The organism is Posidoniimonas corsicana, assembly GCF_007859765.1.
Lineage (GTDB): Bacteria > Planctomycetota > Planctomycetia > Pirellulales > Lacipirellulaceae > Posidoniimonas > Posidoniimonas corsicana.
Map to the genome: position 1 here is coordinate 3417999 of NZ_SIHJ01000001.1, position 24455 is coordinate 3442453.

16 protein-coding genes and 1 tRNA gene are annotated in these 24455 nt (G+C 64.0%); 8 read left to right on the forward strand and 9 right to left on the reverse strand.

What is annotated here, in order from left to right; genetic code table 11:
- Positions 1-8: 8 nt before the first annotated feature.
- Positions 9-79 (reverse strand) — tRNA-Gly (locus KOR34_RS13105).
- Between the two features lie 590 nt (positions 80-669).
- On the opposite strand from KOR34_RS13105, the gene tdh reads away from it, so the two are divergent.
- Positions 670-1698 carry an L-threonine 3-dehydrogenase gene (gene tdh / locus KOR34_RS13110; RefSeq protein WP_146565016.1) on the forward strand — a complete coding sequence of 343 codons (1029 nt, stop codon included), beginning with the start codon at positions 670-672 and terminating at the stop codon, positions 1696-1698.
- Positions 1699-1745: 47 nt separating this feature from the next.
- Complete coding sequence (gene kbl / locus KOR34_RS13115; protein WP_146565017.1) at positions 1746-2933, forward strand: glycine C-acetyltransferase; 1188 nt, start codon at positions 1746-1748, stop codon at positions 2931-2933.
- On the opposite strand, the gene KOR34_RS13120 is transcribed toward kbl, so the two are convergent.
- Positions 2930-4375, reverse strand: a complete 1446-nt coding sequence (locus KOR34_RS13120; protein ID WP_146565018.1) for an L-serine ammonia-lyase — start codon at positions 4373-4375, stop codon at positions 2930-2932. The genes kbl and KOR34_RS13120 overlap by 4 nt on opposite strands.
- Before the next feature lie 355 nt (positions 4376-4730).
- On the opposite strand from KOR34_RS13120, the gene KOR34_RS13125 reads away from it, so the two are divergent.
- Positions 4731-5912 carry a C25 family cysteine peptidase gene (locus KOR34_RS13125; RefSeq protein ID WP_146565019.1) on the forward strand — a complete coding sequence of 394 codons (1182 nt, stop codon included), beginning with the start codon at positions 4731-4733 and terminating at the stop codon, positions 5910-5912.
- An 83-nt stretch (positions 5913-5995) separates the two neighbouring features.
- Here the strand turns inward: KOR34_RS13125 and KOR34_RS13130 are convergent, their stop codons facing one another.
- From KOR34_RS13130 to KOR34_RS13145, 4 genes are all read right to left on the reverse strand, one after another.
- Positions 5996-6709 carry a PEP-CTERM sorting domain-containing protein gene (locus KOR34_RS13130; RefSeq protein ID WP_197531385.1) on the reverse strand — a complete coding sequence of 238 codons (714 nt, stop codon included), beginning with the start codon at positions 6707-6709 and terminating at the stop codon, positions 5996-5998.
- A 506-nt stretch (positions 6710-7215) separates the two neighbouring features.
- Positions 7216-7608 (reverse strand): hypothetical protein, encoded by a 393-nt coding sequence (locus KOR34_RS13135; RefSeq protein WP_146565021.1) that lies wholly within the window; start codon positions 7606-7608, stop codon positions 7216-7218.
- Between the two features lie 262 nt (positions 7609-7870).
- Complete coding sequence (locus KOR34_RS13140) at positions 7871-8053, reverse strand: hypothetical protein (protein WP_146565022.1); 183 nt, start codon at positions 8051-8053, stop codon at positions 7871-7873.
- Between the two features lie 456 nt (positions 8054-8509).
- Positions 8510-9427 (reverse strand): sugar phosphate isomerase/epimerase family protein, encoded by a 918-nt coding sequence (locus KOR34_RS13145; protein ID WP_146565023.1) that lies wholly within the window; start codon positions 9425-9427, stop codon positions 8510-8512.
- Between the two features lie 167 nt (positions 9428-9594).
- Here KOR34_RS13145 and icd point away from each other — a divergent pair, with 167 nt between their 5' ends.
- Positions 9595-10839, forward strand: coding sequence for an NADP-dependent isocitrate dehydrogenase (gene icd, locus KOR34_RS13150; RefSeq protein WP_146565024.1), 1245 nt, complete (start codon positions 9595-9597; stop codon positions 10837-10839).
- A 254-nt stretch (positions 10840-11093) separates the two neighbouring features.
- On the opposite strand, the gene KOR34_RS13155 is transcribed toward icd, so the two are convergent.
- The 3 genes from KOR34_RS13155 to KOR34_RS13165 all read right to left on the reverse strand — a co-directional run bounded on the left by KOR34_RS13155 (position 11094) and on the right by KOR34_RS13165 (position 16515).
- Positions 11094-12227 (reverse strand): hypothetical protein, encoded by a 1134-nt coding sequence (locus KOR34_RS13155; protein WP_146565025.1) that lies wholly within the window; start codon positions 12225-12227, stop codon positions 11094-11096.
- Between the two features lie 67 nt (positions 12228-12294).
- Complete coding sequence (locus KOR34_RS13160) at positions 12295-15342, reverse strand: PEP-CTERM sorting domain-containing protein (protein WP_197531386.1); 3048 nt, start codon at positions 15340-15342, stop codon at positions 12295-12297.
- 90 nt (positions 15343-15432) lie between these two features.
- Positions 15433-16515 carry a DUF1559 domain-containing protein gene (locus KOR34_RS13165; protein ID WP_197531387.1) on the reverse strand — a complete coding sequence of 361 codons (1083 nt, stop codon included), beginning with the start codon at positions 16513-16515 and terminating at the stop codon, positions 15433-15435.
- A 570-nt stretch (positions 16516-17085) separates the two neighbouring features.
- Here KOR34_RS13165 and KOR34_RS13170 point away from each other — a divergent pair.
- The 4 genes from KOR34_RS13170 to KOR34_RS13185 all read left to right on the forward strand — a co-directional run bounded on the left by KOR34_RS13170 (position 17086) and on the right by KOR34_RS13185 (position 24396).
- On the forward strand, positions 17086-17721 hold the full coding sequence (locus KOR34_RS13170; RefSeq protein WP_146565028.1) for a sigma-70 family RNA polymerase sigma factor: 636 nt from the start codon (positions 17086-17088) through the stop codon (positions 17719-17721).
- 114 nt (positions 17722-17835) lie between these two features.
- The gene (locus tag KOR34_RS13175; RefSeq protein ID WP_146565029.1) at positions 17836-19401 is read left to right on the forward strand and encodes a DUF4114 domain-containing protein; all 1566 of its coding nucleotides are present in this window, start codon (positions 17836-17838) and stop codon (positions 19399-19401) included.
- A 141-nt stretch (positions 19402-19542) separates the two neighbouring features.
- Positions 19543-23553 carry a PQQ-dependent sugar dehydrogenase gene (locus KOR34_RS13180; RefSeq protein WP_146565030.1) on the forward strand — a complete coding sequence of 1337 codons (4011 nt, stop codon included), beginning with the start codon at positions 19543-19545 and terminating at the stop codon, positions 23551-23553.
- Positions 23554-23574: 21 nt separating this feature from the next.
- Positions 23575-24396 carry a hypothetical protein gene (locus KOR34_RS13185; RefSeq protein WP_146565031.1) on the forward strand — a complete coding sequence of 274 codons (822 nt, stop codon included), beginning with the start codon at positions 23575-23577 and terminating at the stop codon, positions 24394-24396.
- Positions 24397-24455: the final 59 nt, after the last annotated feature.

Below are 24455 nucleotides of genomic sequence, written 5' to 3' on the forward strand. Positions count from 1 at the left end.
TACAAGAGAGCGGGTGAAGGGAATCGAACCCTCGTCTAAAGCTTGGGAAGCTTTCGTTCTACCATTGAACTACACCCGCTTGTCGGTCCCGCTTGCGGGCCCTGTCTAACGCCGCCGGTCACCGGCGACGGTGTTTGGATTGTACTTCTGGCCGCGGGCGTGGGAAAGCTGCAATCCGCGTCGGTCGACCGCCGCGCCGCGGGCGGCTTCCGGTTCTGCGGTTTCGGTCAGCCGTCCGGCCCCCTGTCCGCACTCAGGGGCGACGAACTATCTTCTGTTCCAATCAGGTTCGTCGTACAAAACAGGCCACTCGTGTGGTCAAATTAACGGGGGCATCGGCTGGGCCTTTCGGATCGGCGCGCGGAGCGAGCGTAACCGGCCCCGCCCGCCTAAGTTTTGTCCGCTGGTGTTGGCTACGATCGGACAAAACCCACCGCCTGCAGCACTTGATCCCCGCCGTAAGTGGTTTGTTGTCATGATGATACGAAGCCCCGCCCGAGAGGCGTCCGGAGGGTTTTGTCCGCTTCGATCGTGTTTTTGGACAAAACTCCGCCGGCACGATGAAACGCTGCTCCGGCCATCGGTGTGTAGAGGTGAAGCAGCCCGACACCTACCTGGCCAGACCTATCTCCAGCCCGGCCACCCACACGCCCTGCGGAACCCGCTCAGTTGAAAGCACTAGTTAAGCAGCACGCCGAGCCCGGACTGTGGCTCGAGGACGTGCCGGAACCGACCATCGGCATCAACGACGTGCTGATCCGCGTGCTGAAGACCGGCATCTGCGGCACGGACGTCCACATCTACAACTGGGACCGCTGGGCGCAGAAGACGATTCCCGTGCCGATGGTCGTGGGCCACGAGTTCGTCGGCGAGATTGTCGAGGTCGGCTCCAACGTGAACGACTTCCACGCCGGCGACCTGGTCAGCGGCGAGGGCCACGTGGTGTGCGGCCGCTGCCGCAACTGCATGGCCGGCCGCCGGCACCTGTGCAAGGACACCAAGGGCGTGGGGGTGAACCGGCCGGGGGCGTTTGCGGAGTACCTATCGCTTCCGATGACCAACGTCTGGCGGCACCACGCGGGGGTCGAACTCGACGTGGCGGCGGTGTTCGACCCGCTGGGCAACGCGGTGCACACGGCTCTGTCGTTCCCGGTGCTGGGCGAGGACGTGCTGATCACCGGCGCCGGCCCGATCGGCATCATGGCCGCCGCCGTGGTGCGGCACGCCGGCGCACGGCACGTCGTCATCACCGACGTGAACCCGCACCGGCTGGAGATCGCCGAGCGGGTGGGCGTCACCCGCGCGGTGGACGTGCGATCGACCACCTACGCCGATATCCAACGGGAGCTCGGCATGCTCGAGGGCTTCGACGTGGGCCTGGAGATGTCGGGAAACCCCGCCGCGTTCCGCGACATGCTGGCCAACATGTGCCACGGCGGCAAGATCGCGATGCTCGGCATCCCCGAGGACGAGATTGCAATCGACTGGAACGAGGTCGTGTTCAACATGCTCACGATCAAGGGCATCTACGGCCGCGAGATGTACGAGACCTGGTACAAGATGAGCGTCATGATCGACAGCGGGCTGGACATCGGCCCGGTGATCACCCACCGCATGCCGTACAGTGAGTTCCAAGCAGGCTTTGACATTATGCGGTCCGGCAAGTCGGGCAAGATCATCCTGGACTGGGCCAGCTAGCGGCGGCGCCTGGAACCCTTCTATCCACGAATACCCAAGAGAACCCCGTGGCATCTACTACCGAGCCCGTCGAGCGCCAGCTCACCGAAATCCGCGACGCCGGCCTGTACAAGAACGAGCGTCTGATCGAGTCGCCCCAGCGGGCGCACATCACCGTCGGCGAGGGCCGTGAGGTGCTGAACATGTGCGCCAACAACTACCTGGGCTTGGCGGACCATCCGGAGATTATCAAGGCCGCGCACGAGTACCTTGACCGGTGGGGCTACGGGCTTTCGTCGGTGCGGTTCATCTGCGGTACGCAGACGTGCCACAAGGAGCTGGAGCGGGCGGTCAGCAGCTTCCTGGGCACCGAGGACACTATCCTGTACTCCTCCTGCTTCGACGCCAACGGCGGGCTGTTCGAGACGCTCCTCGGCCCGGAAGACGCCGTGATCAGCGACGAGCTGAACCACGCGTCCATCATCGATGGGGTGCGGCTCTGCAAGGCCAAGCGTCTGCGGTACAAGACCTGCGACATGGCGGACCTCGAGGAGAAGCTCAAGGAGGCCGACGCCGCCGGCGCCCGGACCAAGCTGATCACCACCGACGGCGTGTTCAGCATGGACGGCAGCGTGGCCAAGCTCGACCAGGTCTGCGACCTGGCCGACAAGTACAACGCGCTGGTGCACTTCGACGACTGTCACGCCACCGGGTTCTGGGGCCCGACCGGCCGCGGCACGCACGAGCACTGCGGGGTGGTCGACCGGATCGACATCACCACCGGCACGTTCGGCAAGGCGCTCGGCGGCGCCAGCGGCGGCTACACCAGCGGACGGAAGGAGATCGTCGAGCTGCTTCGGCAGCGGTCGCGGCCCTACCTGTTCTCCAACACGATCGCGCCGCCGATTGTCGGCGGCTCCCTCGCGGCGCTGCGGATCGCAGGCGAGTCGACCGAGCTCCGCGACAAGCTGATGCAGAACACCGCCTACTTCCGCGAGGCGATGGGGTCCGCCGGCTTCAACATCCTGCCGGGCGAGCACCCAATTGTGCCCATCATGCTGGGCGACTCGAAGCTCGCCTCGGCGATGGCCGACAAGCTGCTGGAACTGGGCGTGTACGTGATCGGGTTCTCCTACCCGGTCGTGCCGATGGAGAAGGCGCGGATCCGCGTGCAGATCTCCGCGGCCCACAGCGCCGAAGACCTGGAGCAGGCGGTCGAGAGGTTCAAGCAGGCCAAGGCGGCGGTCGCGGCCTAGCACTCGCTGACGTTGACCGGGATCTGGATCGCGAGGCCGCCCTCGGAGGTCTCTTTGTACTTGGAGTTCATGTCGAGCGCGGTGTTCCACATCGTCCGGATCACCGCGTCCAGCGACACCCGCGCGTCGGCCGGGTCGCGTTGCAGAGCCAGCCGGGCGGCGGTGATCGCCTTCATCGCGCCGAACACGTTCCGCTCGATGCACGGGATCTGCACCAGTCCACGGATCGGGTCGCACGTCATGCCAAGGTGGTGCTCCATGGCGATCTCCGCGGCGGCGGCGGCCTGCTGGGGTGTCCCGCCCAGGCCCTCGGCCAAGGCCGCGGCGGCCATCGCCGACGAGACGCCGATCTCCGCCTGGCAGCCCCCCATCGCGGCGGAGATCGTGGCGCCCTTCTTGAACAGGCAGCCGATCTCGCCCGCGGTGAGCAGGAACCGCCGCAAAGCGGACTGATCGGCGCCGCGGAACAGCCGGAAGTAGAGCAGCACCGCCGGGATGACGCCGGCCGCGCCGTTGGTGGGCGCGGTCACCACGCGGCCGAACGCGGCGTTCTCTTCGTTCACCGCCAGCGCGAAACAACTCACCCAGTCGAGGGTCGCCTGAAAGTCCTCCGTTTGGTCACCGATCGCGTCAAGCCAGGCGTCCGCTCCGCCAGGTTCCCCGGATGAATCGCCGAGCATCCGCTGCGCGATGTCGGCGGCCCGGCGTTTCACTCCCAACCCGCCCGGCAGCACACCGTGGGCGTGGCAGCCGCGGTAGACACACTGGATCATGACCGAAGAGATTCGGTCCAGCCCGGCTTCAACCTGGGCCTTGGTGCTCCACGCCAGCTCGTTGCGCATCACCACGCCGCTGATCGGGAGCCCGGTGGAAGCGCAGTGCGCTAGCAGCTCGTCCGCAGTGTCGACGGGGAACTCGAGGTTCGCATCACAAACGGGCGGGGTCTCCCCTTCCTGCACGACAAACCCACCACCAACCGAGTAAAACGTTGCCTCGCACCGCTCGCCGGAGCCGAACTCAGCCGCGAAGGTCATGCCGTTGGGATGGGCCGGGAGCTGCTGGTCCGTGTGGAACTGGATGTCGGCTGAGGGGTCGAAGTCGACCGCTCCGCCGTTCGCCAGCGGCAGCCGACTCTGCTTTGCGATGTCGGCAATGACACCGGCAATCTGCTCGGTCGGGAAGGTCTCGGGATCGGCGCCGGTCAGGCCCATCTGAACCGCGATGTCCGTGCCGTGTCCCTTGCCGGTCTTGGCCAGAGAGCCGTAGAGGTGAACCTGGATGCGGTTGACTGTGGAGGCATCGGCGCCAAGCAAACCGACAAACCGCTTTGCCGCCAGCCACGGACCGAGCGTGTGCGAACTCGACGGCCCGACGCCGACCTTCAGCATATGGAAGATGCTCAGCCGTTCGGCCGGCCTAAACGTCGTGCTGTAAGGAGTCATGGCAACGCAGGTGCGGGGCTGCAAGCTGAGGTTGCCAATTGCGGCATCACGTGGCCCGCAGCGGCTTCCTGTGATGTGAATGGTACCGTCCGTCAGCAAGACGTGCCCAGCACGGAATCCGGGGGCAGCGATGTCAGCGGCACCCGATACGAGATCAGATGGGGCGTCCAAGGACCGCAAGCTCACGGATTTCCACATTAAGTTGTCGGGGCGGGCGGGTTGGGACAGGCCGGTTGGTCTGGGGCGCCTAGGAAGCCCCGGGGATGCCGCCGCGGTAAGATTCCTCTAGCGGATCATTCCCAAGGCGCGTAACCTCCGCCCTTCCGTCCGAACTCAACCACGCGACCGGTGGGCTATGTGGCGCCAACTCCTGCTGCTGCTCTTGATTCCCCCTGCGTCGACAGCCGCCCGTGCGGCCGACACGCTGGTCGTGACGCCCGATTCCTTCAGGCCTGCACTCGCCAAGTGGCTGGAACTGCGGCGGGGCCAGGGCCATGCCATTGAGGTGGTGCGCCCTCCTCAGACGGCGGAGGGCCTCGCGCAGGCCATCGCAGACGCGGCGGCCAGCGGTGACCTTGAGCATGTCGTGCTGGTGGGCGACGCACCCAACCAAGGCTCATGCTTCCCTGATGCGATCCCCACCGACTACCGCCCGGCGCCGGTCAGCAAGCAGTACAGCGGCGAAGCGTTGATCGCCACCGACAACCCGTTTGCCGACCTGGACGACGACACGGCGCCTGAGTTGGCGGTCGGCAGGATCCCGTGCCGCACACCCAGTGAGCTGGCGGCCTACCTTGACCGGGTTATCTCACACGAGCAGAAGGCCACCGCAACTACGCGGCTCAACCTGGTCGCCTCGCCCGGCCGGTTCTCGCCGCTGATCGACTCGATGATCGAGCTGACCGCTCACCAGGCGTTCAGGCAGCTGACTCCCAAGCACGTGGTCCTGAACGCCATCTACAACTCCTCCACTAGCGCCCACTTCCCAGACCGGCCATTCCGCCAGGCGGTCCTCGACGGGCTGGGCGAGCCCGCCCTCGCGTGGATTTACCTAGGGCACGCGACGCACAACGGGCTCGACCGGGTAGAGCCGGTGGCGGCGGCGCCCCAGATGCTTACCTGCGGCGACCTACGCCGCGACGCCCCGCCCGGCGTAGGCCCGGTCCTCGCGGCGCTGCTGGCTTGCGAGACCGGCCGGATCGACGGGCCCGACGAGTGCCTGGCCGAGTCGATGCTGCTGTGCCCGAGCGGCCCACTGGCTGTAGTCGCAAGCTCGCGGGTCTGCATGCCCTACGGCAACAGCGTGCTCGGCATGGAGCTTCTGAGCCGCCTGTTCGACCAGCCGGTGAGCATTGGCCTGTGCGTGCGGGACGGGAAGCGTCGAGCGCTCGCGCCCGATTCGGAACTGCCGCTGCGCGCGTCGGTGAAGCAGCTGGGGTTGGGCGCCTCGCCCAACGCGGACCGGCTCGACGCGGAAGTAGAAGAGCACGTGCTCATGTACAACCTGCTCGGCGACCCGCTGCTGCGGGTGCACTAGCGCGTAGAAAACCGGCCGCGTGCTGGGCACGCGGCCGGTGTGGTCGCTTCGGTTGCCGACGAAGGGTTGCTCCGTCAGAGAAGCTAGGACCGCCGACGTCCGCCGGTTGCCACCCCCGCAAGGCCCAGGGCCAACAGCGCAACGGCCGCCGGCTCGGGGACGAATTCCTGCGAGAACGTCTGATCGACAAACGACATGGTGGCGTCGTTTGTAAAAGCGAACGCGAGGATATCCTTCTGGACCTTCAGGGTCTTGTAGCCCTTGTCGAACGTGGTCCAGTCGGCCAGCCGAGTGATGTCCTCGGTGTCGGACTTCTTGTCCTGGATATCCATAGTGAACTCGCCGTTCACTCCTAGCGGCAGGAAGGTCTCCACCACTGCGATGGAACCGATGGCGCCCTGATCCCTGCCCACAATCCGGGTGTTGCCCTGAATGTGCGCGTCGGTAATCAGGTACTGCGGGTCGAGCACCGTCACCGTGTAGGTGAGCAGCGCATCGGATCCGCCCTGCGTGAACGTCGAATCCTGGAAGGCGCCCTGGAACCGAATTCCAAAGTTGCCGTCGTCGTCAGAAATAGGAATCACGTTGACGCCTTCGGCCGGCGGCATGTCACCGGTGAAGGCGTAGGTAAACTCGGTGAATTCCTTGTCCCCGACGACAACCGAACCGCCGCCGATGAGATCGGACAACGCAACAGATGCGCCGAGGATAGTTGCGGCCTGGCCGCTCGTTGCAGACGCAAACGCAGCAACGAGCACGGCGAGCACGCCGACCAGCCGCAAGGGAGTCTTCTTCATAATGCTTATCCTTTCAGGGTCGTCCGGGCGGGCTGCTTCGAGGCGGCCGCGCGGTACAAAGTTGTCAATCAAACGGATTACTTCACCAACGCGGGCCGCTGGCGGATTCTCTCTTTCAGGGCGGCGCCCCGACCGGCTCACCATGACGCCCTCTTGTTGCGTCGTTGGTGGATGCCATTGGGGGGGCTTGCCTTGCGTGAGCCCCGCGACCGGCACTTCTCGGACTTAGCCGATTTCGAGTTCGATCGCGTAGGACGCTCCGGGACCGGCTTCCGGTCGCGGAACTCTTCGAATCCTTCAAAGCCAGCAAACGCCATGGCTCAGACCCTCAAATCGCTGAAAAGTTGCTTTACATTCCTAGGAGCATTTCCTTGCTCACCGGGCCGCGAACCAATACGCGAAAACACCCGGCGGAGTGTCGAGATCAAGTTGTCAAAATCGGCTGCATTGGCTCCCCCTGGCGTTCATCTCTCTCATCGCGTGGACGGCCGGGACTGGCGTTAGGCTCAGACCGGGGCGCCCAGCGTGTCTCGGTTAGTTGTGCGTTCTTGCAGCCGCCGCGCTTCCGCGCATGCGACCGATAGGCTGTCCCACTCCGCGGCCCCCGGGACGTACAGCCAGGCGCCGTTCTGCCGCGCCCACAGCTCCGAGTCCGGCTCGGCGTTGCGGTCGTAGGCGATCACCAAGCCGCCTGAACCGCTCTTCAGAATCCGGAACAGGTCCGCGAGCAGCTGGCGCTGCGCCGACGGGTCGATATCGACGATCGCGAGCCCGAAGCAGTGCAGGAATGCTCGTCGCAAAGAGTCGCGGGCGCTCATGCTTGTAGCGCAGTCCCACCCGGCCCCACTCGCGGCGCGCTTCATCCCCTCCAGGAACGCCTCCTCCTTGCTGACCAGCAAACACTTCCCTGCGAATCCGGCGGATCTCCGCCGAGCGCTACGACGCCCCTCAGCGGAGGTCCGCTTAGCGTCGTGCGCAGTTTGCAAAGGACTCATGTCGGGTTACCTCATACGGGTCGTTGGTCGGTGGCCGAAGCGGCTGGGCTGGCGTAGGCATGCGAACGCAGTTCGACGCCCCTCTCAGCCGCCCACCGCGGGCCCCACCACCGTTGGCGGTGGAAGCCCCGCGACTAGCTTCGAACGACCGGCTTGGCCGGGTCGATCACCACGCAACCTTGCGACGGCGGCGGCGATGGATGCCATTAACCGACTGCGGCGCCTTGCCGCGGGTGCGGCCACGCTGCGGACGGCGCTCTTTGGAAGCGTTCGGCCGACGACGACTACTCACGTCCGACCCGTCCAGGTAGTCGAAAGCGCCCTGCTCGTACAATTGCTCGTTGCTCATTGCCTCACTCCTTGTGGTTGGGAGACACGTACCCTTAAGACGCACCGCGAGCGCAGTACGCCATGTTTCCATGGGGGCCGTACCGATACGGCCTTGGTTGAATGCCGTTAAAAGCGATGCGCGTGCCACCGCAGGGCGGGCCGCCGAAGACGGGCTGTAAACCCATGCGGCCAGAGAGGTTACCGTTGCGGGATTCTCTCAACACGGGCGAGCCCCCCCTCCGCACGCCTCACCAAACCAGTGATCCCTGCGAGCAGGCTGACGCCGTAAGCGAATACCCAGAAGCAACTTACGCCGAGCGTCACCAAGCCTGTGAAGCCTCACCAAGGCGGTGATACGCCCCGCGGCGAGTTTGCGGGCCTGACGTAGTTGGCCACCGATACGAAGAAAGGCCGGACGCGAGTTGCGTCCGGCCTTCGGTTGGGCTCTTCAGATTGGCACAGGAAGCAGCCGACTCTAAGCAACACTCTCCCTCACACGCTCCAAGAGCCGCTTGGTCTTGTGGATGCCCTCGTACTCATCTCCTGGGCCCTCCCACTCGATGCCTACGTACCCATGGTATCCCGCGTCTAGCACAATCTGCATCATGCGGAAGTAGTCGGTCTCGGTGTCGACGCCGTCATCGTTGAACTTCTTGCTCTTCGCCGACACCGCCTTGGCGTACGGCATGAGTTCCTTCACCCCGACGTATCGGTCGTACACCTCACCGGTGCTGTGGTTGACCGTAAAATTCCCAAAGTCGGGCAGCGTTCCAACGTTCGGACGGCCCACTCGCTTCATCACGCCGGCCAGCCATTTGCCGTTGGAGGAGAGTCCCCCGTGGTTCTCGACCAACACGTTGAGCCCGTGGATGTCGGCAAACTCGCCAAGCCGGGCGAGCCCGTCTGCGGCCAGCTTCTGCTGCTCCTCGAACGAGCCAGACGAGGCTGCGTTCACCCGGATGGAATGGCAGCCGAGGAACTTGGCGGCCTCGACCCACTTGTGGTGATTCTCCACAGCCTTGGTGCGTTGGGCGTCGTTGGGATCGCCGAGATTGCCCTCCCCGTCGCACATAATCAGCAGGCTGCGGACATCGTGGTCGTCGCAACGCCCCTTGAGCTCCGCCAGGTACGCCTTGTCGTTGGCTTTGTCCTTGAAGAACTGATTGACGTATTCGACCGCGTTGATTCCGAACTCGCTCTTCGCAAGCCCTGGGAAGTCGAGATTCGCCAGCTTCCCCGACCGCAGCGTCTTGTGCAGCGACCACTCCGCAAGCGAAATCCTGAACGGGAGAGAGCCGGACTCTGCCCCGAATGCCGGCATGCAACCGAGAACTCCCACGCCCGCCGCGGTCGCCCGGAGGAAACCGCGGCGATCGAATCTGCCCTTGACCATTGAATCACCTTATTAACACAGGAAGGATCGTGAATTGCAGCAGGCAGGCTATTCTCCCCGGAGAAACGCCCAAAGGCAAATCGCCGCCCCATTGACCGCCGGCAAGGGCCCGCGGCAGAATTGTGGCTTCGTCCGCAAATTCAGTTGTTACCCCGAGGTCCGTTAAGATGTCCGACGCCGCCGGCCAGCCTATCACCATGAACGACGGGCGGTTGACCGTCCCCGACACGCCGATTATCCCGTTCATCGAGGGTGACGGCACCGGACCCGATATCTGGCGGGCGAGCAAGCGGGTGCTCGACGCGGCCGTTGAGAAGGCCTACGGCGGATCCAAGCAGATTTCCTGGGTGGAGGTACTGGCGGGCCAGAAGGCGTTTGACCAGACCGGCGAGTGGCTCCCCGACGCCACCCTCACGGCGTTCCGCGATTACCTGGTGGGGATCAAAGGCCCCCTAACCACCCCGGTGGGTGGCGGCATCCGTTCGCTCAACGTCGCGTTGCGGCAAATCCTCGACCTGTACGTCTGCCTCCGGCCGGTGCAGTACTTCGAAGGCGTCCCTTCACCCGTCAAGCAACCGGAACTCACCGACATGGTGATCTTCCGTGAGAACAGCGAGGATATCTACGCCGGGATCGAATTCGAGAACGGCACGGACGACTGCGACAAGCTCAAATCACTGCTCTCCGAGGCGTTCCCGGACCGCTGGAAGAAGGTCCGATTCCCGGAGACCGTGGGCCTTGGCATCAAGCCCGTGAGCCAGGAGGGGACCTCCCGCCTCGTTAAGGCCGCGATCCAGTACGCCATCGACAACGACAAGGAGTCGGTCACGCTGGTCCACAAGGGGAACATCATGAAGTTCACCGAAGGGGCCTTCCGCGACTGGGGCTACCAGTGCGCCAAGGACCTGTTCGGGGCCACAGAGATTGACGGCGGCCCGTGGTGCAGCTTCAAGTCCCCGAAGTCTGGCAAGGAGATCATCGTCAAGGACGTCATCGCCGACGCGATGCTTCAGCAGATCCTCACGCGTCCCGCCGAGTACGACGTCATCGCGACGCTCAACCTCAATGGCGACTACATCTCCGACGCCCTGGCCGCGTGCGTCGGCGGCATCGGCATCGCGCCGGGCGGCAATATCAACTACGACAGTGGCCACGCCATCTTCGAAGCGACCCACGGCACCGCGCCGAAGTACGCAGACCAGGACAAGGTCAACCCCGGCAGCGTAACACTGTCCGGCGAGATGATGCTCCGCTACCTCGGCTGGACGGAAGCCGCCGACCTGATCATCAAGGGGCTGAACGGCGCCATTGGCGCCAAAACCGTCACCTACGACTTCGAGCGTCTGATGGACGGCGCCACGCTGCTGAAGTGCAGCGAATTCGGCGATGCGATCGTGAAGCACATGGATTGATCTATCCGACGACTCTCCCAGTTCGAAACTCACAGGCCGCCCGCTCTTCCGAGAACGGGCGGCCTTTCTGTTGGCGTGCGGGGTCACTTCCGCCCCGCTTTGACACAGACGCGCAACGAAAAAGGCGTCCGATCGCTGAGCGGTCGGACGCCTTAAACACTCTAGCGGGTAGGCCTCGCAGCCTGGCTGCTTGCCCTCCTACCCGTGGGGTTCATCGCTCGGCTGCGAGGAGGCCCCCACAGCCGTTACTCTCACTAACTGCGACGCCCGCGATGAACACCCAAGCCGAGGCAGCTCAACACCACCATCCCAGCCGCGGTCGGCTCAGGAACAGCAGCGTTGTAGAACTGGATCTCGGCAATCTGCATCGAGTTGGCCAAGTTGGGTGCGTCCTTAAGTTCCGGGAACACAACACGGTACGACGAGTACGCCGTATCGTTATTGATCGCAACAAATGTGCCCGGGGCGTTGAAGTCCGTGGGCCGCACGTCACTCAAGCTTATCGAAGCGGTGTCGATAAGCGTCCAAGCCTCAGCCTCACCCGTCGAGTTGTCTGTGCTGTTGATCACGTCGTTCGTGCCATAGACGTCGACCCGGGTGGGATCGCGTTCAACCGCGTCATTGGCGGCCTTGATCTCAATGGCCTTGAGAACCTGCGCGCCGGCGGTTGGAGTGACGATGAAACCCGAATTGGCCTTCCCGAAGTTCAAGTACTTGTTGAGGGTGCCGTCGATCAGGTTCGCGGGAGACTCCGCGGCTGGGTAATTGCTGTCTGGAACGAGATTGTGGTCGAAAGCGATAGCCGCATCACCAAGGGTGAGCACGTCCGACCCCGTACCATCGGTGCTTTCAAACAGCGACACTTCGGAGATCTGCATCAAGGACGACCCGTTCACGGTCGGGAACAACAGCCGGTAAGAAGTGTAGGCGTTGCTGTTTGGGAACGACATCACAGGACCGGCCATCAGCCGGTCCGCTGGCAAGGAGACCGCCGAACCGGTAATCAGGCTCCAATTCTCGGAGAGCCCTAGCCCGTTATCGACGCTCGTCACGGCGTCATTCGTACCATACAGGGCGAACGACGTGGGGTCGCGGTCCGGGGCGTCGTTGGCGGTCGTGAGCAACAGGCTCCGAACCGTTGTGCTGCCAACGCTCGGGGTGACGATCAAACCCGAGTTTGCGCCGCCGAAGTTGAGGTACTTGGTGCCGGTGTCGTCGTCGAACGCCAGACCAGGGTTCTCCCCTGCTGGGTAATTGCTCGTTGGCCGAAGGCCATCGGTGTCGATTGCAAAAATGTCATCCGCAGGCGTCAAGAAAGGCGCGGCGGAAGCTAGCTGCCCACTAGCAGCAATAGCCATTGCTGCTAGTGCAGCAAACACAGACTTCATGAGACTCCTCCACTAGTCAGAGATGTAATACAGAAGAAGCAACGGAAGGGAGTAAGACGAGAAACACTTAGCAGTCGCGGCGCTTGCGGCACGACGAGAGCCCAACGCCTAGCAAGGCGACCAACGCGGCCGAGGCAGGCTCCGGAGCAGCGGCCCCTCCAGCAGTGGCGGCAGCGGACGCGCCGTAGTTGCCACGCCAGTCGAGGTAATCGTTCTGCGACACATCGCCCGGCGTCTTGTCATTGGGCAGACTTGTGTTCGTGCCCAGGTTGTCGCGCCAGACGGTGTAGTCCGCCGCGTCAACCGTGCCGTCATCGTTGAAGTCGCCAAGCAGTATTTCCGGCGCCACACCCGTGTAAACGACCCGTGCGTTGAACACGCCGCCGTCGGGGTTGGTCCAGGTCGCCACCAGGTCCTCAGCCAGCGACAGCGGGTTGTAGCCCGTCCCGAGCGACAGGCCCGAAGTTCCCGCTGCCAGCGTCGAGTCGCCACTGAAGTAGCCGTCAGCCAGGCGGAACAGATCAGACCCGCCGCCGACCTCCCAGCCGTTGCCCGAGCCATTTCCGGCGGGGAAAGCGCCCGACGCGCCGCCCAGGCCGTCAAAGCCTGAAGCGTCTAGGCCCCCCGACGGGCTCTCGATCGTCAGCGACTTGATGTCCATCGACGCCGCACCGCTCAGGTTATTGCTGAGGGTCATCTCGCCGGTGGCGCGGTCGACCGAGATCACCACGTCCGACGGCCCCGAGAGCAGACGGAACTCATGCCCGCCGATGTTGCCCACACCCAGGTTAGCGGAGATCTCTGAAACGGTGAGCCGCATCGCGACGTAGCGACCCGAGTGATCGCCGTACAGCGAGTACGGCCGGATCACACTGTCGAGCAACCGGTTGTCGGTCGGTGTGATGTTGACGGTTGTATCTGGCGCCGACGCCGGCGTCACGCCGCCAAAGTCCGAGTTGCTGAACCAAAACTCGAACTGCCCAACACGGTCCGCAAGCGCGTTCCCACCCGAACGCTGGGCATACGCGAACCAGTTGGCGTTTACGCTCGATCCGAAGTCGAAGAACACAGTCTTCTGCTCGATGCCCAGCCCAGCGTATTGCGCGTACTCGTCCTCGGTGCCCGCAAAGTCTGCGTAGTTCAGTGAGAACAGGTCGATGTTGACGTTGTCGAGCGGGGTGATGAACTGGTCGTCAAACAGGTTGATCGGCCCTGAGTTCTCGTTCTCATCCATCTGATCCGCGGGGATGGAGGTCACCACGGCGGACGGCGTGTTCGGCCCTACGACACTGAAGCTCTGCGCTTGAGCGTTGGTAACCGGCAGCATAGTTGCTGCCGCCACCACGGCCGCCAGGCAGGGCAGCACACCTACACGGCGTCGACGCAGACGAAGCCCGATCGCAGCCACGCCCAGCAGCAGACCCGTCGAAGCCGGTTCTGGAACCTGAGTCCCAAACAAGGCGGCGGCGCCGCCCGCGGCGGCCACGAACAGGTTGAAGTCGTGGATGTCGCTATCGAAATCGGAGTCGAGGTCGCCTCCCAGGTAGGCTTCCAGTGCGGTCATCCCTTCGTAAGTCCCGCCATAGCCAGCCGCGAACAATGGCCAGTCCTCAGGACCGACGGTGCCGTTGCCCGAGTAGTCTCCGAGCACGATCTCGGTGCCGGTGTATTCCACGGCGCCGCCGATCAGACGGCCATCGGCCGCGCGGATAGCGAAGTCGAGATCCTCGAACGAGCTTGGCAGCGACTGCCAAATGTTACCGATGCTGATGGTCTGCCCCGCCAGCAGGATCCGGCCGTCGTTGGGGCCGCTGCTGGCGTCGTCCTCCTCTGCGAGCACAGTGCTGAGGGCGGAAGTCTCGATCCAGGTCTCGTTAGGATCGCCCGAGGTTGCGGCGATGGAGTCCCACTCGCTCGGCACCAGGCCTTCGGTCTGTGTCGAGGTGAGCTGGTAGCTGCCGAGGTCCACGTCTTCAATGGCCTCGATCGTCGCTTCACCCGTCTGGCGGTTGACCCTTAGGATCGCGAGGTCCTTGGCGTCAAGCGAGATCTCCGAGATCTGCATGCAGCAGACGCCGCTGCCACCACGAACGGTTGGGAAGATCATGCGGTAGGAGGTGTATGAGGTGTTGTTCGCCACCTCAACGTCGGCGCCCCTGGTGAAACGATCAGGAGAGACCTGCGTGTCGTCGAACGTGCCGCTGTCGATCAGCGTCCAGTTCTGCTCGTCGCCGATGCCGTTGTCCTCGGTGGTGATCGCCTCGTTCGTGCCGTACAGCTCCCAGGTGGCCGGGTCACGCTCGTTGAAGTCATTAGCCGTGGTGAGGCTGAACTTGTTAATGATCGACGAGCCGGTGGATGGCGTGACGATGAACCCGGAACGCTCGGCGCCGAAGTTCAAGTACTTGGTGGTCAAGTCCCGGTCGATCAGATTAACGGGCCGCTCCGCCTCGGGTGAGTTGCTGGAGGGCATCGGGTCGACATCGCGGATCGGGATGATCGGGTCGGATGCGGTAAGCATGCTCGACCCGCCGCCGTCGGGACCAGAAAAGAAAGCGATATCGGCAAGCTGCATCAGTCCGATGTCCGCCTGCTTGGTGACCGGGAAGGTCATCTTGTACGAGTTGTACGTGGTGGAATTGCTGACGTTGAACGGCCCCTCCGTTACGCCCCGGTCATCGGTGAGCATCAGGTCGCCCATGTCGATGAGCGTCCAATTCTGCTCGCGGCCGTTACTGTGTGCCGGCGTGGTGATCGCCTCGTTGGTGCCCCACAACGTCCAAGAGCCGGGGTCCCGCCCGGGAGCGTCGTTGCCGGTGGTCATCGTGAAGCTCTGCAGTGCGGCCGTAACGTCCGGCGTTACGATGAAACCCGTGTTGTCGTCTCCGAAGTTGAGGTACTTGCTGGCAGGGTTCCCGTCCAAGAGCAGGTCGGCCGTCTCGGCGCCGGGCGATGAGCTACCGGTGGTCTTGTCTAGGTCGATAGCGATGATGAAGTCGCCGGGGGTGATAACGTTGAACGCGTTGGCGTTCTCAGAAGCCGCCAGCACGAAGACCGCAGCGAACAGCCAGAGGAGTGAAGGCTTGAGGGCGAGCGCCCGTTGATTCTTCGCCATTGTCGATAATCCTTGCGTGTGCATCAGAAGAACGTGTGTGAGATACTCGGCCGACGGGGCAGCGCCACGGCCAGTGCCGGCCGCCTTCGCTTAGGGGCGCCCCGGACGCGTGAACGCCTTGGCCTCGCCGTTGTCGGCTCGGGCGCCTAGTTGCCGGTAGGGCTCCGCGTCGATGTCGTAGCTGATCAGGCTCACTGAGCCGTCGCACATGGCGAACATACAACCTCCGGGGTGGGGTCCGCCGAACAACTCACGGGTGACGCCGTCGATCGCGGCGTTGCTAGTTACGCCCACCGCCCGCAGGGCGTTGGCGACCGACTCGAGCGACTCAAAGTCCCCCCGCGGACGGTGCGTGTAGTTGCGGCCGTCGTAGTAGGTGCCACGCACAATGTCGTCCTGGAACCCACAGAACATGGCCCAGTCGTCAGCGATCCAAGACTGCGAGAGGGCGTAACGCTCCTCCGGCACCCACGCCTCTCCGAGCGCGATCGTCTTCGACAGCCCGTCAGTGATCTGGCGCAGTTTCACCGCCGTCCCACAGAACGAGATGCCGGTAAACTCGTCGGAGCCAGGCGGGAAGCCCGCCTTCTTGGTCGTGTAGTTCGCCGGGCTCAGCCCCTGACATAGGTTGTCGGAGCCGGTCGTGTCGCCCACATTGGTGGCGTAGTCGCCGCGGGCTCCAGAAAGCTGAGGATAAGTAAGTATCCCACCCTGGCCGTCGCCCGACTGGGCCGGCCGGGCGATCTCGTACGGATACGGTCCGCCGTCCCGCCGGGAAGGGCAATTCATTGCCGCCACCGGCGTGGCGTCACGCTCGGCAAGCAAGACCTTGCGGTTGCTTCCCACCTCTGAGGCGCCCATCTGATGGAGGGCCGACTCCTCAATGAAAGGCAGCACGCTATACACCCACCCGCCCGGCTGTTCTTCGCCCGCACCGCGCTCTGGATCTCCGGTCCAGTTGCCCGCCCACCCCGACGACGGCAAACGCCCATAGGTCGACTCGAGATTCACCATCCCGAGCGTCAAGTTCTTCAAATTGTTGGTGCACGACATCCGCCTCGCCGCCTCGCGAGCAGACTGAACCGCGGGAAGCAGCAACGCGATCAAGATGCCGATGATGGCAATCACCACCAGCAACTCCACCAACGTGAATGCGGCCTCGCTGCGTTCCACGACGCGTCTCCATCGACGAAGTCCGCGAACCGATTGGCTCCCGCTCGGACGCTTTGACAACGCTCCTAAGGACATGTCCTTTGCTCCTTGACCTAACGGCGATTGATTGATCACGGGCGCTGCAGGTGCGCGTCCGCGCATCCAAACACCCAATGAAACTCGCCACCTGACGGGAATCCCAAGTGAACCCAACCGGGGAACACGAATCGTCTATGGAAAAGCAGCGACAATAGACTTAGCGCCGCAGCCACACGGCCGCGGAATCAACAGCGCTAGTCAGTCGCCGAGCGGTTGCCCCGCCAGCCCTTAATACCGTTCATCAGGCACGCGTTACACGAAATCACAATCGTGCCGCGGTTTGTCGCCGCCTGAGGTTGCCCGTAAGCGGGGCTCCCCGCACTCCGCAGTGCCGGATGAGCGATCAACCGCATAACAGAATGACTAAGCACGGCATCAGCCGATCGTGGTGATCGGCTGACGCCGTCGCAGCAGCTAGGCGCGATCCTCACGTTTTGCTGAGAATGATGTAACCGCGAACGGCATTCGCGGTGTTACCGTCTGGCGGCGCTTATGCGTTCGCCGAGCGGGGCAGACAACTTCCTGCAACTTTCACCGGAAAAACCCGTGCCAAAGGCGACCCGGAGCAGCATGTCTTCCCCCGACCTGGGTCCTGGCGGGGAGAGCCCGCGGGACAACCGGGCTGATGAAGCATTCGTCCAGTTGCTAACGGGCGAGCAGTTTCGTCTGCTCCGATACATCACCGTGCTTTTAGGCGATCCGCACGCAGCAAGCAACGTGCTGCAAGAAACCAACGTTGCGATTTGGCGGAAGGCGGATGTGTTCGAGCCCGGCACCAACTTCCGGGCCTGGGCCAAGAAGATCGCCTACTGGCAGGTGCAAGCCTACGTCCGCGACAAGGGCCGCGAGCGGCTCGTGTTCTCGGACCAACTGATGGAGGAGCTGGCAAGCCGCGAGGACGCTGAGGACCCTCGAGAGGTCGAGGTCCGGCTCGCACTACGTCACTGCCTGAGGAAAGTAAGCGAGAAGAACCGCGAACTTCTGCGATTGCGGTACGAGGAGGCCAGGCCGGTCGCCGCGCTCGCAGAAAGCCTCGGGAAGTCGCAATCTGCTATAAAGGTGGGGCTGATGAGAATTCGCCGGGCGTTGTTCGACTGTATCGAGCGGAAAATGGCCGATTCTCGCTAGAGAGGGCTACTCCACCTCAATTGGGGGGTGCCTTTGGCGGTCGTGTTCAGCGGTGTGTCTCAGCGGGTGGACGAGGCGATCACCGAGAGTGGAAGACGAGAGCATACGGGGCAAATGACGGATAACGAGAAAAACGAGATCGACGCCATCCTGTCTGCCATCGCAGACGAAGGGGCCGATCACGCGAAGATTAAATCACTGGAAGGACTCCTGCTAGGTCGTCCTGACCTCCAGGGGTACTACGCTGACCGCCAGACGATGCACGCGGTGTTGAGCATCGAGCATTCCCAGGCGTCGCGTCCGCTGCTCGACTTCCGCCAAGCGATCGAGGGACCCACGGCGGCGCCCGGCGGTTCTGAAGTTGTTGCGCGTTCCAGCGCTGGCCCGGTGTACCGATTCGCCCTCGGGTTCCTTCCCCAGATCTGCGCCGCGTTGGTTGCGGCAGCGTTTCTAGGCGGCCTGATGTGGTCGCTCCGCCTGCGGCCCGCCCCGGTCGACCGTGTAGCGACCGCCTCCGATGAAGTCCGCACATGGTCGCCCACGCCTGCAGCGTCCGAGACGGCGCCGGGACTGGTGATGCAGGACCGGGGATCGCTGCGGCTGCTGGAGAAGCTGACCCGCGCCCCATTGATCTCTAACGTAGTGCTTCCGCGTTCGAGCACCCCCGCGGGCGCAGCTCAGAAGCTACGCAGCGGCAACGCGTGGTTTGAGCGGCTTCAGGACAGTCGCGAGCGTGGCTACCTAGTCGCCTTGCCCGCCGGCTGCCTGATGGAGGTTTCAATCGACTCCGAGGCGACCAGCAGAAACTCACTAGCGGTTGTCGAAGTCACCCCATTGGGCGCGACCACTGGGCAGGCGATGGTGTTCGACAACACCGCGGCATTCAACACCGACTTCTCCGACTGGCAGCCGGCCAGTAAGCGGAGCGTCGGCCAGATCGGGTCCTTCTCCGAGTTCAACGGCTCCTCGCTCCCCAAGTACTACTTGTTCACAGGCTCCTACTCGATGGCCGACGCAAGCGGCGAAGAGCACTGGCAGCAGAGCGATTTCCGCATCCAGTTCGATCAGGAGGACCTGATGGTGATCGGCTGGGATGACAGCGGCTACTCGGGGCTGCTTGAGCAGGCCAGTAAGTTCTCTCCCGACCGCGACTTCAACGATATGCGGGCGTTGCTCAAGTTTTCGTTCCCTGGCCGGATGGATCCCGGCAGACTGCTTAAGTCACGTTTCCTGCCAGAGCCGGTTGAGACGGAGGAGGTAGCGCAGGGTTCGGACCAGACGGCGAATGGCTACATGCTCGACCTCTTGCCGGGCGAGGAAGCGGTGCTGTCGATTACCTCGGACGCCCGTTATCAAAACGGTTTCTTAGTGCTCGATGAGCTGTCGGGTCGGGTCCTATGGAAGCACGACGGCGTTCCTTCTGGCCCGGAGCATGTTCAGCCCAGCGAACGGGGCATCTACGTGATCCGCAATCAGTCAGACACCGTGCAGCGGTACCGGATCCAGGGCAGGCACAAGCACTACCTGGCGCCAGAGTCGGCGCCGTGGGCGCAGAGCCCCTTCCAAGTTTCGGATATCGGCGCCGGCGCGGTTACGGTTGGCTTCGAGGACTCGCCCAGCACCTGGCAGAAGGTCGACTGGAAAGACTTGCGGGTGTTTATCAAAGTCTACTCGCCTTAGCAGCTCCGGCTGCCCCTCACTTCGGAACCCTCGTTCTACTCGCGGAACAGCATTGCACGAGTGGGTTCTCCCGCCACGGCTATCCTCAGGCCGGGATGTGTCCGTTCGTGCGCGCCAATCTCACCTCATGAGCTCGCCCCGATGCCCCATTCGCCCCAACTCCGGCAGCGCCGCGCCCCAAGGATTGAACGGCTAGAGCAGCGGCAGCTGCTCGCCGGCGACACGTACCTGGTCAACTTCCAGAATGACGAAGCGACCACGCCAACCGGCTACCTCCGCGATTCCGGCAACCTGTTCGGCGACCGTGGCGAAGGCCTTTCCTACGGCTGGACGAGCGACCACACCGACCAGGGACGCGAACGCAGCGTGCTAGCCGACCAGCGTCTGGACACCCTCATCCACATCGAGGCGGGGCAGGCGTGGGAGTTTGCGATCAGCAATGGGCAGTACGAGGTGACGCTGGTCATCGGCGACCCCGACAACAATGATGGCGTCCACACGGCGAACGTGGAGGGCGTTCCGTTCTTTGCGGGCGTCGCTGACGGCGACAACCCGATGTCCCAGACCGCGGTTGTCTCGGTGGGCGATGGTCGGTTGACCATCGACGTCGGCGGGGCCGCCGAGAAGGCGACCCGCGTCAACTACGTGCACATAGTCGGTGTTCCCAGCGGACCGAACAACGCGCCCGCGCAGCCGAACATCACCGAGCCGTCGGTCGACGGTCAGGAGGTCAACCCGGCCGACGTGCACATGGAGGCGGTCGGCTACTTCGACGTCGACGGCGATGCCCACAAGTCCACCGACTGGCAGATCTGGACAGTCGGCGGATCGGCCGAGCCGGTCTGGCAGACGCTGGGCATCGAGGGCGTGGAACGGTTGCACACCCACCTGGGCGACGGCGTCTTCATCAACAGCCACGCCGGGCAGATCGAGCTCAACGCGAACACCGACTACGAGCTGCGGGCGCGCTACCGCGACGAGGCCGGGTCCGTTAGCGCCTACTCCAGCCGCCTGTTTCAGACCGGCGCCGCTTCGAGCATCTTCTCCCTCCAGTTGGAAGACATACCCGCCACCCCAACCCCGACCTGGACGAGCACCCTGGGGACGCCTATCGAACTGCCGGTGGGCGACTCTTTCCTGTCGCCGTCAGACGCCATTATCGCGTTCGACTTCGATGCGTCGACCAACAGCGACTCTCCTGGCGGCGAACAGGCGCCCAACATTCTCGACAACGACGCCGACACCAAATACCTCAACTTCGGAGAGGTGCTCACCGGCTTTATCGTCACACCCGGCTCTGCTTCCACCGTGCGGAGCTTCACTATCACCACCGCCAACGACGCCCCCGCCCGCGACCCCGCCAGCTATGTGCTGTACGGCACCAACGACCCCATCACATCCAACGCGCACGGCTCTGGACGCAGCGAGAACTGGATAGAATTATCGTCCGGAGCTCTCTCGCTGTCCGACGATCGATTCGTCACGTCGGATCCGGTCAGCTTCGCCAACACGACATCGTACACCTCGTACAAGCTTATCTTCCCCACGGTGAAGAATGACGGCGCCGCCAACAGCATGCAGATCGCGGAGGTCGACTTCTTCACCGGCGCTGCGGCTACCGGTGCGGAGATCTTGTCCAGCGGCGACTTCGTGATCCCCGTTCAGGACATCGTCGCCGGCCCGTCTAGCGACTCTGCGCCTGGGGAAGAAGTCGACAAGGCGATCGACGGCGATGTCGGCACCAAGTACATCAACCACGGCGAGCTGAACTCCGGGTTCATCGTCACCCCCGCGGTCGGGTCGACATCGATCAGCGGCTTCCGGTTGACCACCGCCAACGACGCGCCCGAACGCGACCCAACAGGCTGGGAGCTGTACGGCACCAACGAGCCCATCCAGTCGGTCGACCACGGATTCGGCGACGGCGAGAACTGGACGTTGATCGACTCGGGCATTGTCGACCTGCCGTTCGAGCGATTCACCCAGGGCGCCGACGTCGCGGTCAACAACTCCGCCGGGGCGTTCACGTCCTACCGCATGGTTTTCACCGGCGTTAGAGATGTCAACGCGGCCAACTCGGTGCAGTTCTCCGAGGTCGAGTTCTTCGGGGGTGAGTCATCAGGCGAGGCGCCGAAGCTGAGCATCCAGGCGGGCGACACCGGCGACAGGTTCCTCGAGATCGAGGGCGCCGACATCCCAGGCAACCTCGTCACGGACTACCCGGGCCTAGTCAGCCACGCCGACGTACGCGTGGTAATCACCGCCGGAGATAAGCCGCTTTCGCTGTCGCGGTCCGACCTGACCTTTGGTGACGGCGGCGGCGGTTCCCGCACCATCTACCTGCCACAGGTCGAACTCGCGGCCGGCGAGCGGTTGGACCTGTGGGTCTCGTCGGCAGGCGGCACGTACTACGGCGCCGAGCTGCAGACCTCGCCCGATTTCTCCCTCCTGGCGCGGTCGGCCGATCTCGACATCCCGTATGTGGTGAACGAGCCCGGTTTCGTGATCGAGCAGGTCGGCGATGGCTACCGCCTGCCGGTAAACATCGCGTTCGTCCCGGACCCTGGGCCGAACCCGTCCGACCCTCTCTACTTCGTGACGGAGCTCTACGGGTCGATTCAGGTCGTGACCCGCGATGGCGCCAAGCACGAGTTCGCCACCGGGCTGCTTGACTACAACCCGCAGGGGCCGATCTCGGGCTCGGGCGAGCAGGGCCTCACCGGGATCGCCGTTGAGCGCGACCCCGCCAACCCCGAGATCTACAACCTGTACGTCGGGATGCTCTGGGACAACGGGTCTCCGGCTGGCGGTGCGTCCCACTACCCAAAGGTCGAGAAGATTACGAGCGTGGCGGGCGGGCTCGCGATGGACAGCCGCACCGTGCTGCTGAACATGCAGCCCGAGACCCAGGGGCAGTCGCACCAGATCTCGAATATTTCCTTCGGGCCCGACGGCCTGCTCTACGTGCACGTAGGCGACGGCTTCGACGCGAGCACCGCGCAGGACCTCGACCAATTCCGTGGCAAGATCCTCCGCATGCACACCGACGGCGCGCCCGCCGCAGAGAACCCGTTCTACGATGCGGGCAACGGGATCACGGCCCGGGACTACATCTGGGCGTACGGGTTCCGCAACCCGTTTGGTGGCGCATGGCGGGCGTCGGACGGCAGTCACTACGAAGTGGAAAACGGTCCCAGCGTCGACCGCTTCGCGAAAGTTGAAGAGGGCGTGAACTACGGGTGGGACGGCTCCAACGCCTCGATGCAGATCAACGCGATCTACAACTGGGCCCCGTCTACGGCGCCGGTGAATATCACATTCGTTCAGCGGGAGACATTCAACGGGAGCATGCTCCCGGCCTCCATGCAGGACATGGCGTTCATCAGCGAGTCCGGCCCAACCTACGCCGCAGGCCCGCAGGCGAATGGCAAACGATTGACGGTGTTTGAGCTCGACGCGAACGGCGCGGTGGTCGACGGTCCATCGACGCTCGTCGAGTACGCGGGCACCGGTCGCAGCAGCGTCGTCGCGCTGGCCGCCGGCCCGGACGGCCTCTACTTCTCCGAGTTGTATGAGGACACCGGAGAGGGCGGCCCCACCGGCCCGGGCGCAAGGATCTACCGCGTCCGCTACGTCAACCCACTGGCCGGCGACTACGACATCGACGGCGACGTCGACCAGGACGACTACACCGTGTGGCGGCAGAGCTACGGATCGAACCTCTTGCTCGCAGCCGATGGCAACGGCGACGGCCGGGTCGACGCCGCCGACTACACCGTTTGGCGTGACAACCTGGGCGCGAGCCTGGCACCAAGCCTCGCCACGACGACCGAGGTCGCCGCGCCGGCGATCGCGATCGAGCCGCCTGCTCGGGTCGCTCAGGCAGCGGCGCCGGTCTCGCCGGATTCCGCCCCAATGACCCGGCCCAGGCGTCCGCTCGCCGGGCCGCCCACCGCCGAATCCGACGATAGCAACGCGACCCTACACCTTCAGGCCGATGCTGCCGAGTCGAGGTTCCGCCGGATCACTTTGCATGGCGAGACGGCTGAAACGCCACTCCAGGAGCCGGACGAAGAAGTCGATGAGTCGGCTGCCGACGCCGTGTTCGCAGGACTGGGCGATGATCCACAGCGGCTAGCGAGCCTGCTCTAGAGCCCCCTTGGACCCCCGCTGATGAACCGAGATTGCTGCGTCCCCGTTCTGCTCTGCGCCGCGGCGGCGGCCTGGCTGCTGCCAAGCACAACCACCCGTGCCCACGACGGACGCCGGTTCATCATCGAAGTCGTCGAGGGAAAGCTGCGGGCACAAGGGGTGAATTCCGGCGCCAGCGACGGCGCCCCCGCCATACGTGGGTATACCAACTCGATCCACGACCATTGGCTCAATGTCACGCCGCTGCCGGGGTCTGGACTTGGTCCGTTCGCGTCGTCATTCCTGCCAGATTTCGAGGCGCCGCTAGACGTCGCGTTCACTCTGCTCAAGGACCATCGGCTGGAGCTCGAATTGTCCAAGGCGCTGCAGTGGAAGGATCCGCCGCCGATGCCCACAGCCGGCACGATTCCGATGCTTACGACTCTTGACCCGGGAGTCGTCATTCAGGTGGAGTCGACCGGCGGCGTCACGACATCGTCCGAAATGGGATCGGTGCTGTTGAGCAACTCGGTGCCCTCAGGTGGGATCGAGGACATTGTTATGAACTACCAGGTGAATGGTCACCCTTCCGGGACGATTCATGTGCTCGAGTTTGTTATGTCCGCGACCCCAAACGACCCCGCGGCCTTGGACGTGATCGCCGACAGCGATCCGATCTACGTGATCCTCTCTCCAGACGGCCCAGACAAGCTGACCCGCCAGCACCACGCGTCGCTCTACCTGGAAGAGTACCTCGCACTCCACCCGATCCGGGCGCCAGAGCCGTCTTCGGCCGTCCTGCTGACCCTGCCCCTCTGGCTCGCCAGCCGTCGCCGCTCGCCTAGGGCAAATCCTACCCGCTAAGGCACGAGAGGACTGGCCTGGGCGGATTCGGAAAGGTGCAGGACCGAGCAATCACCCTG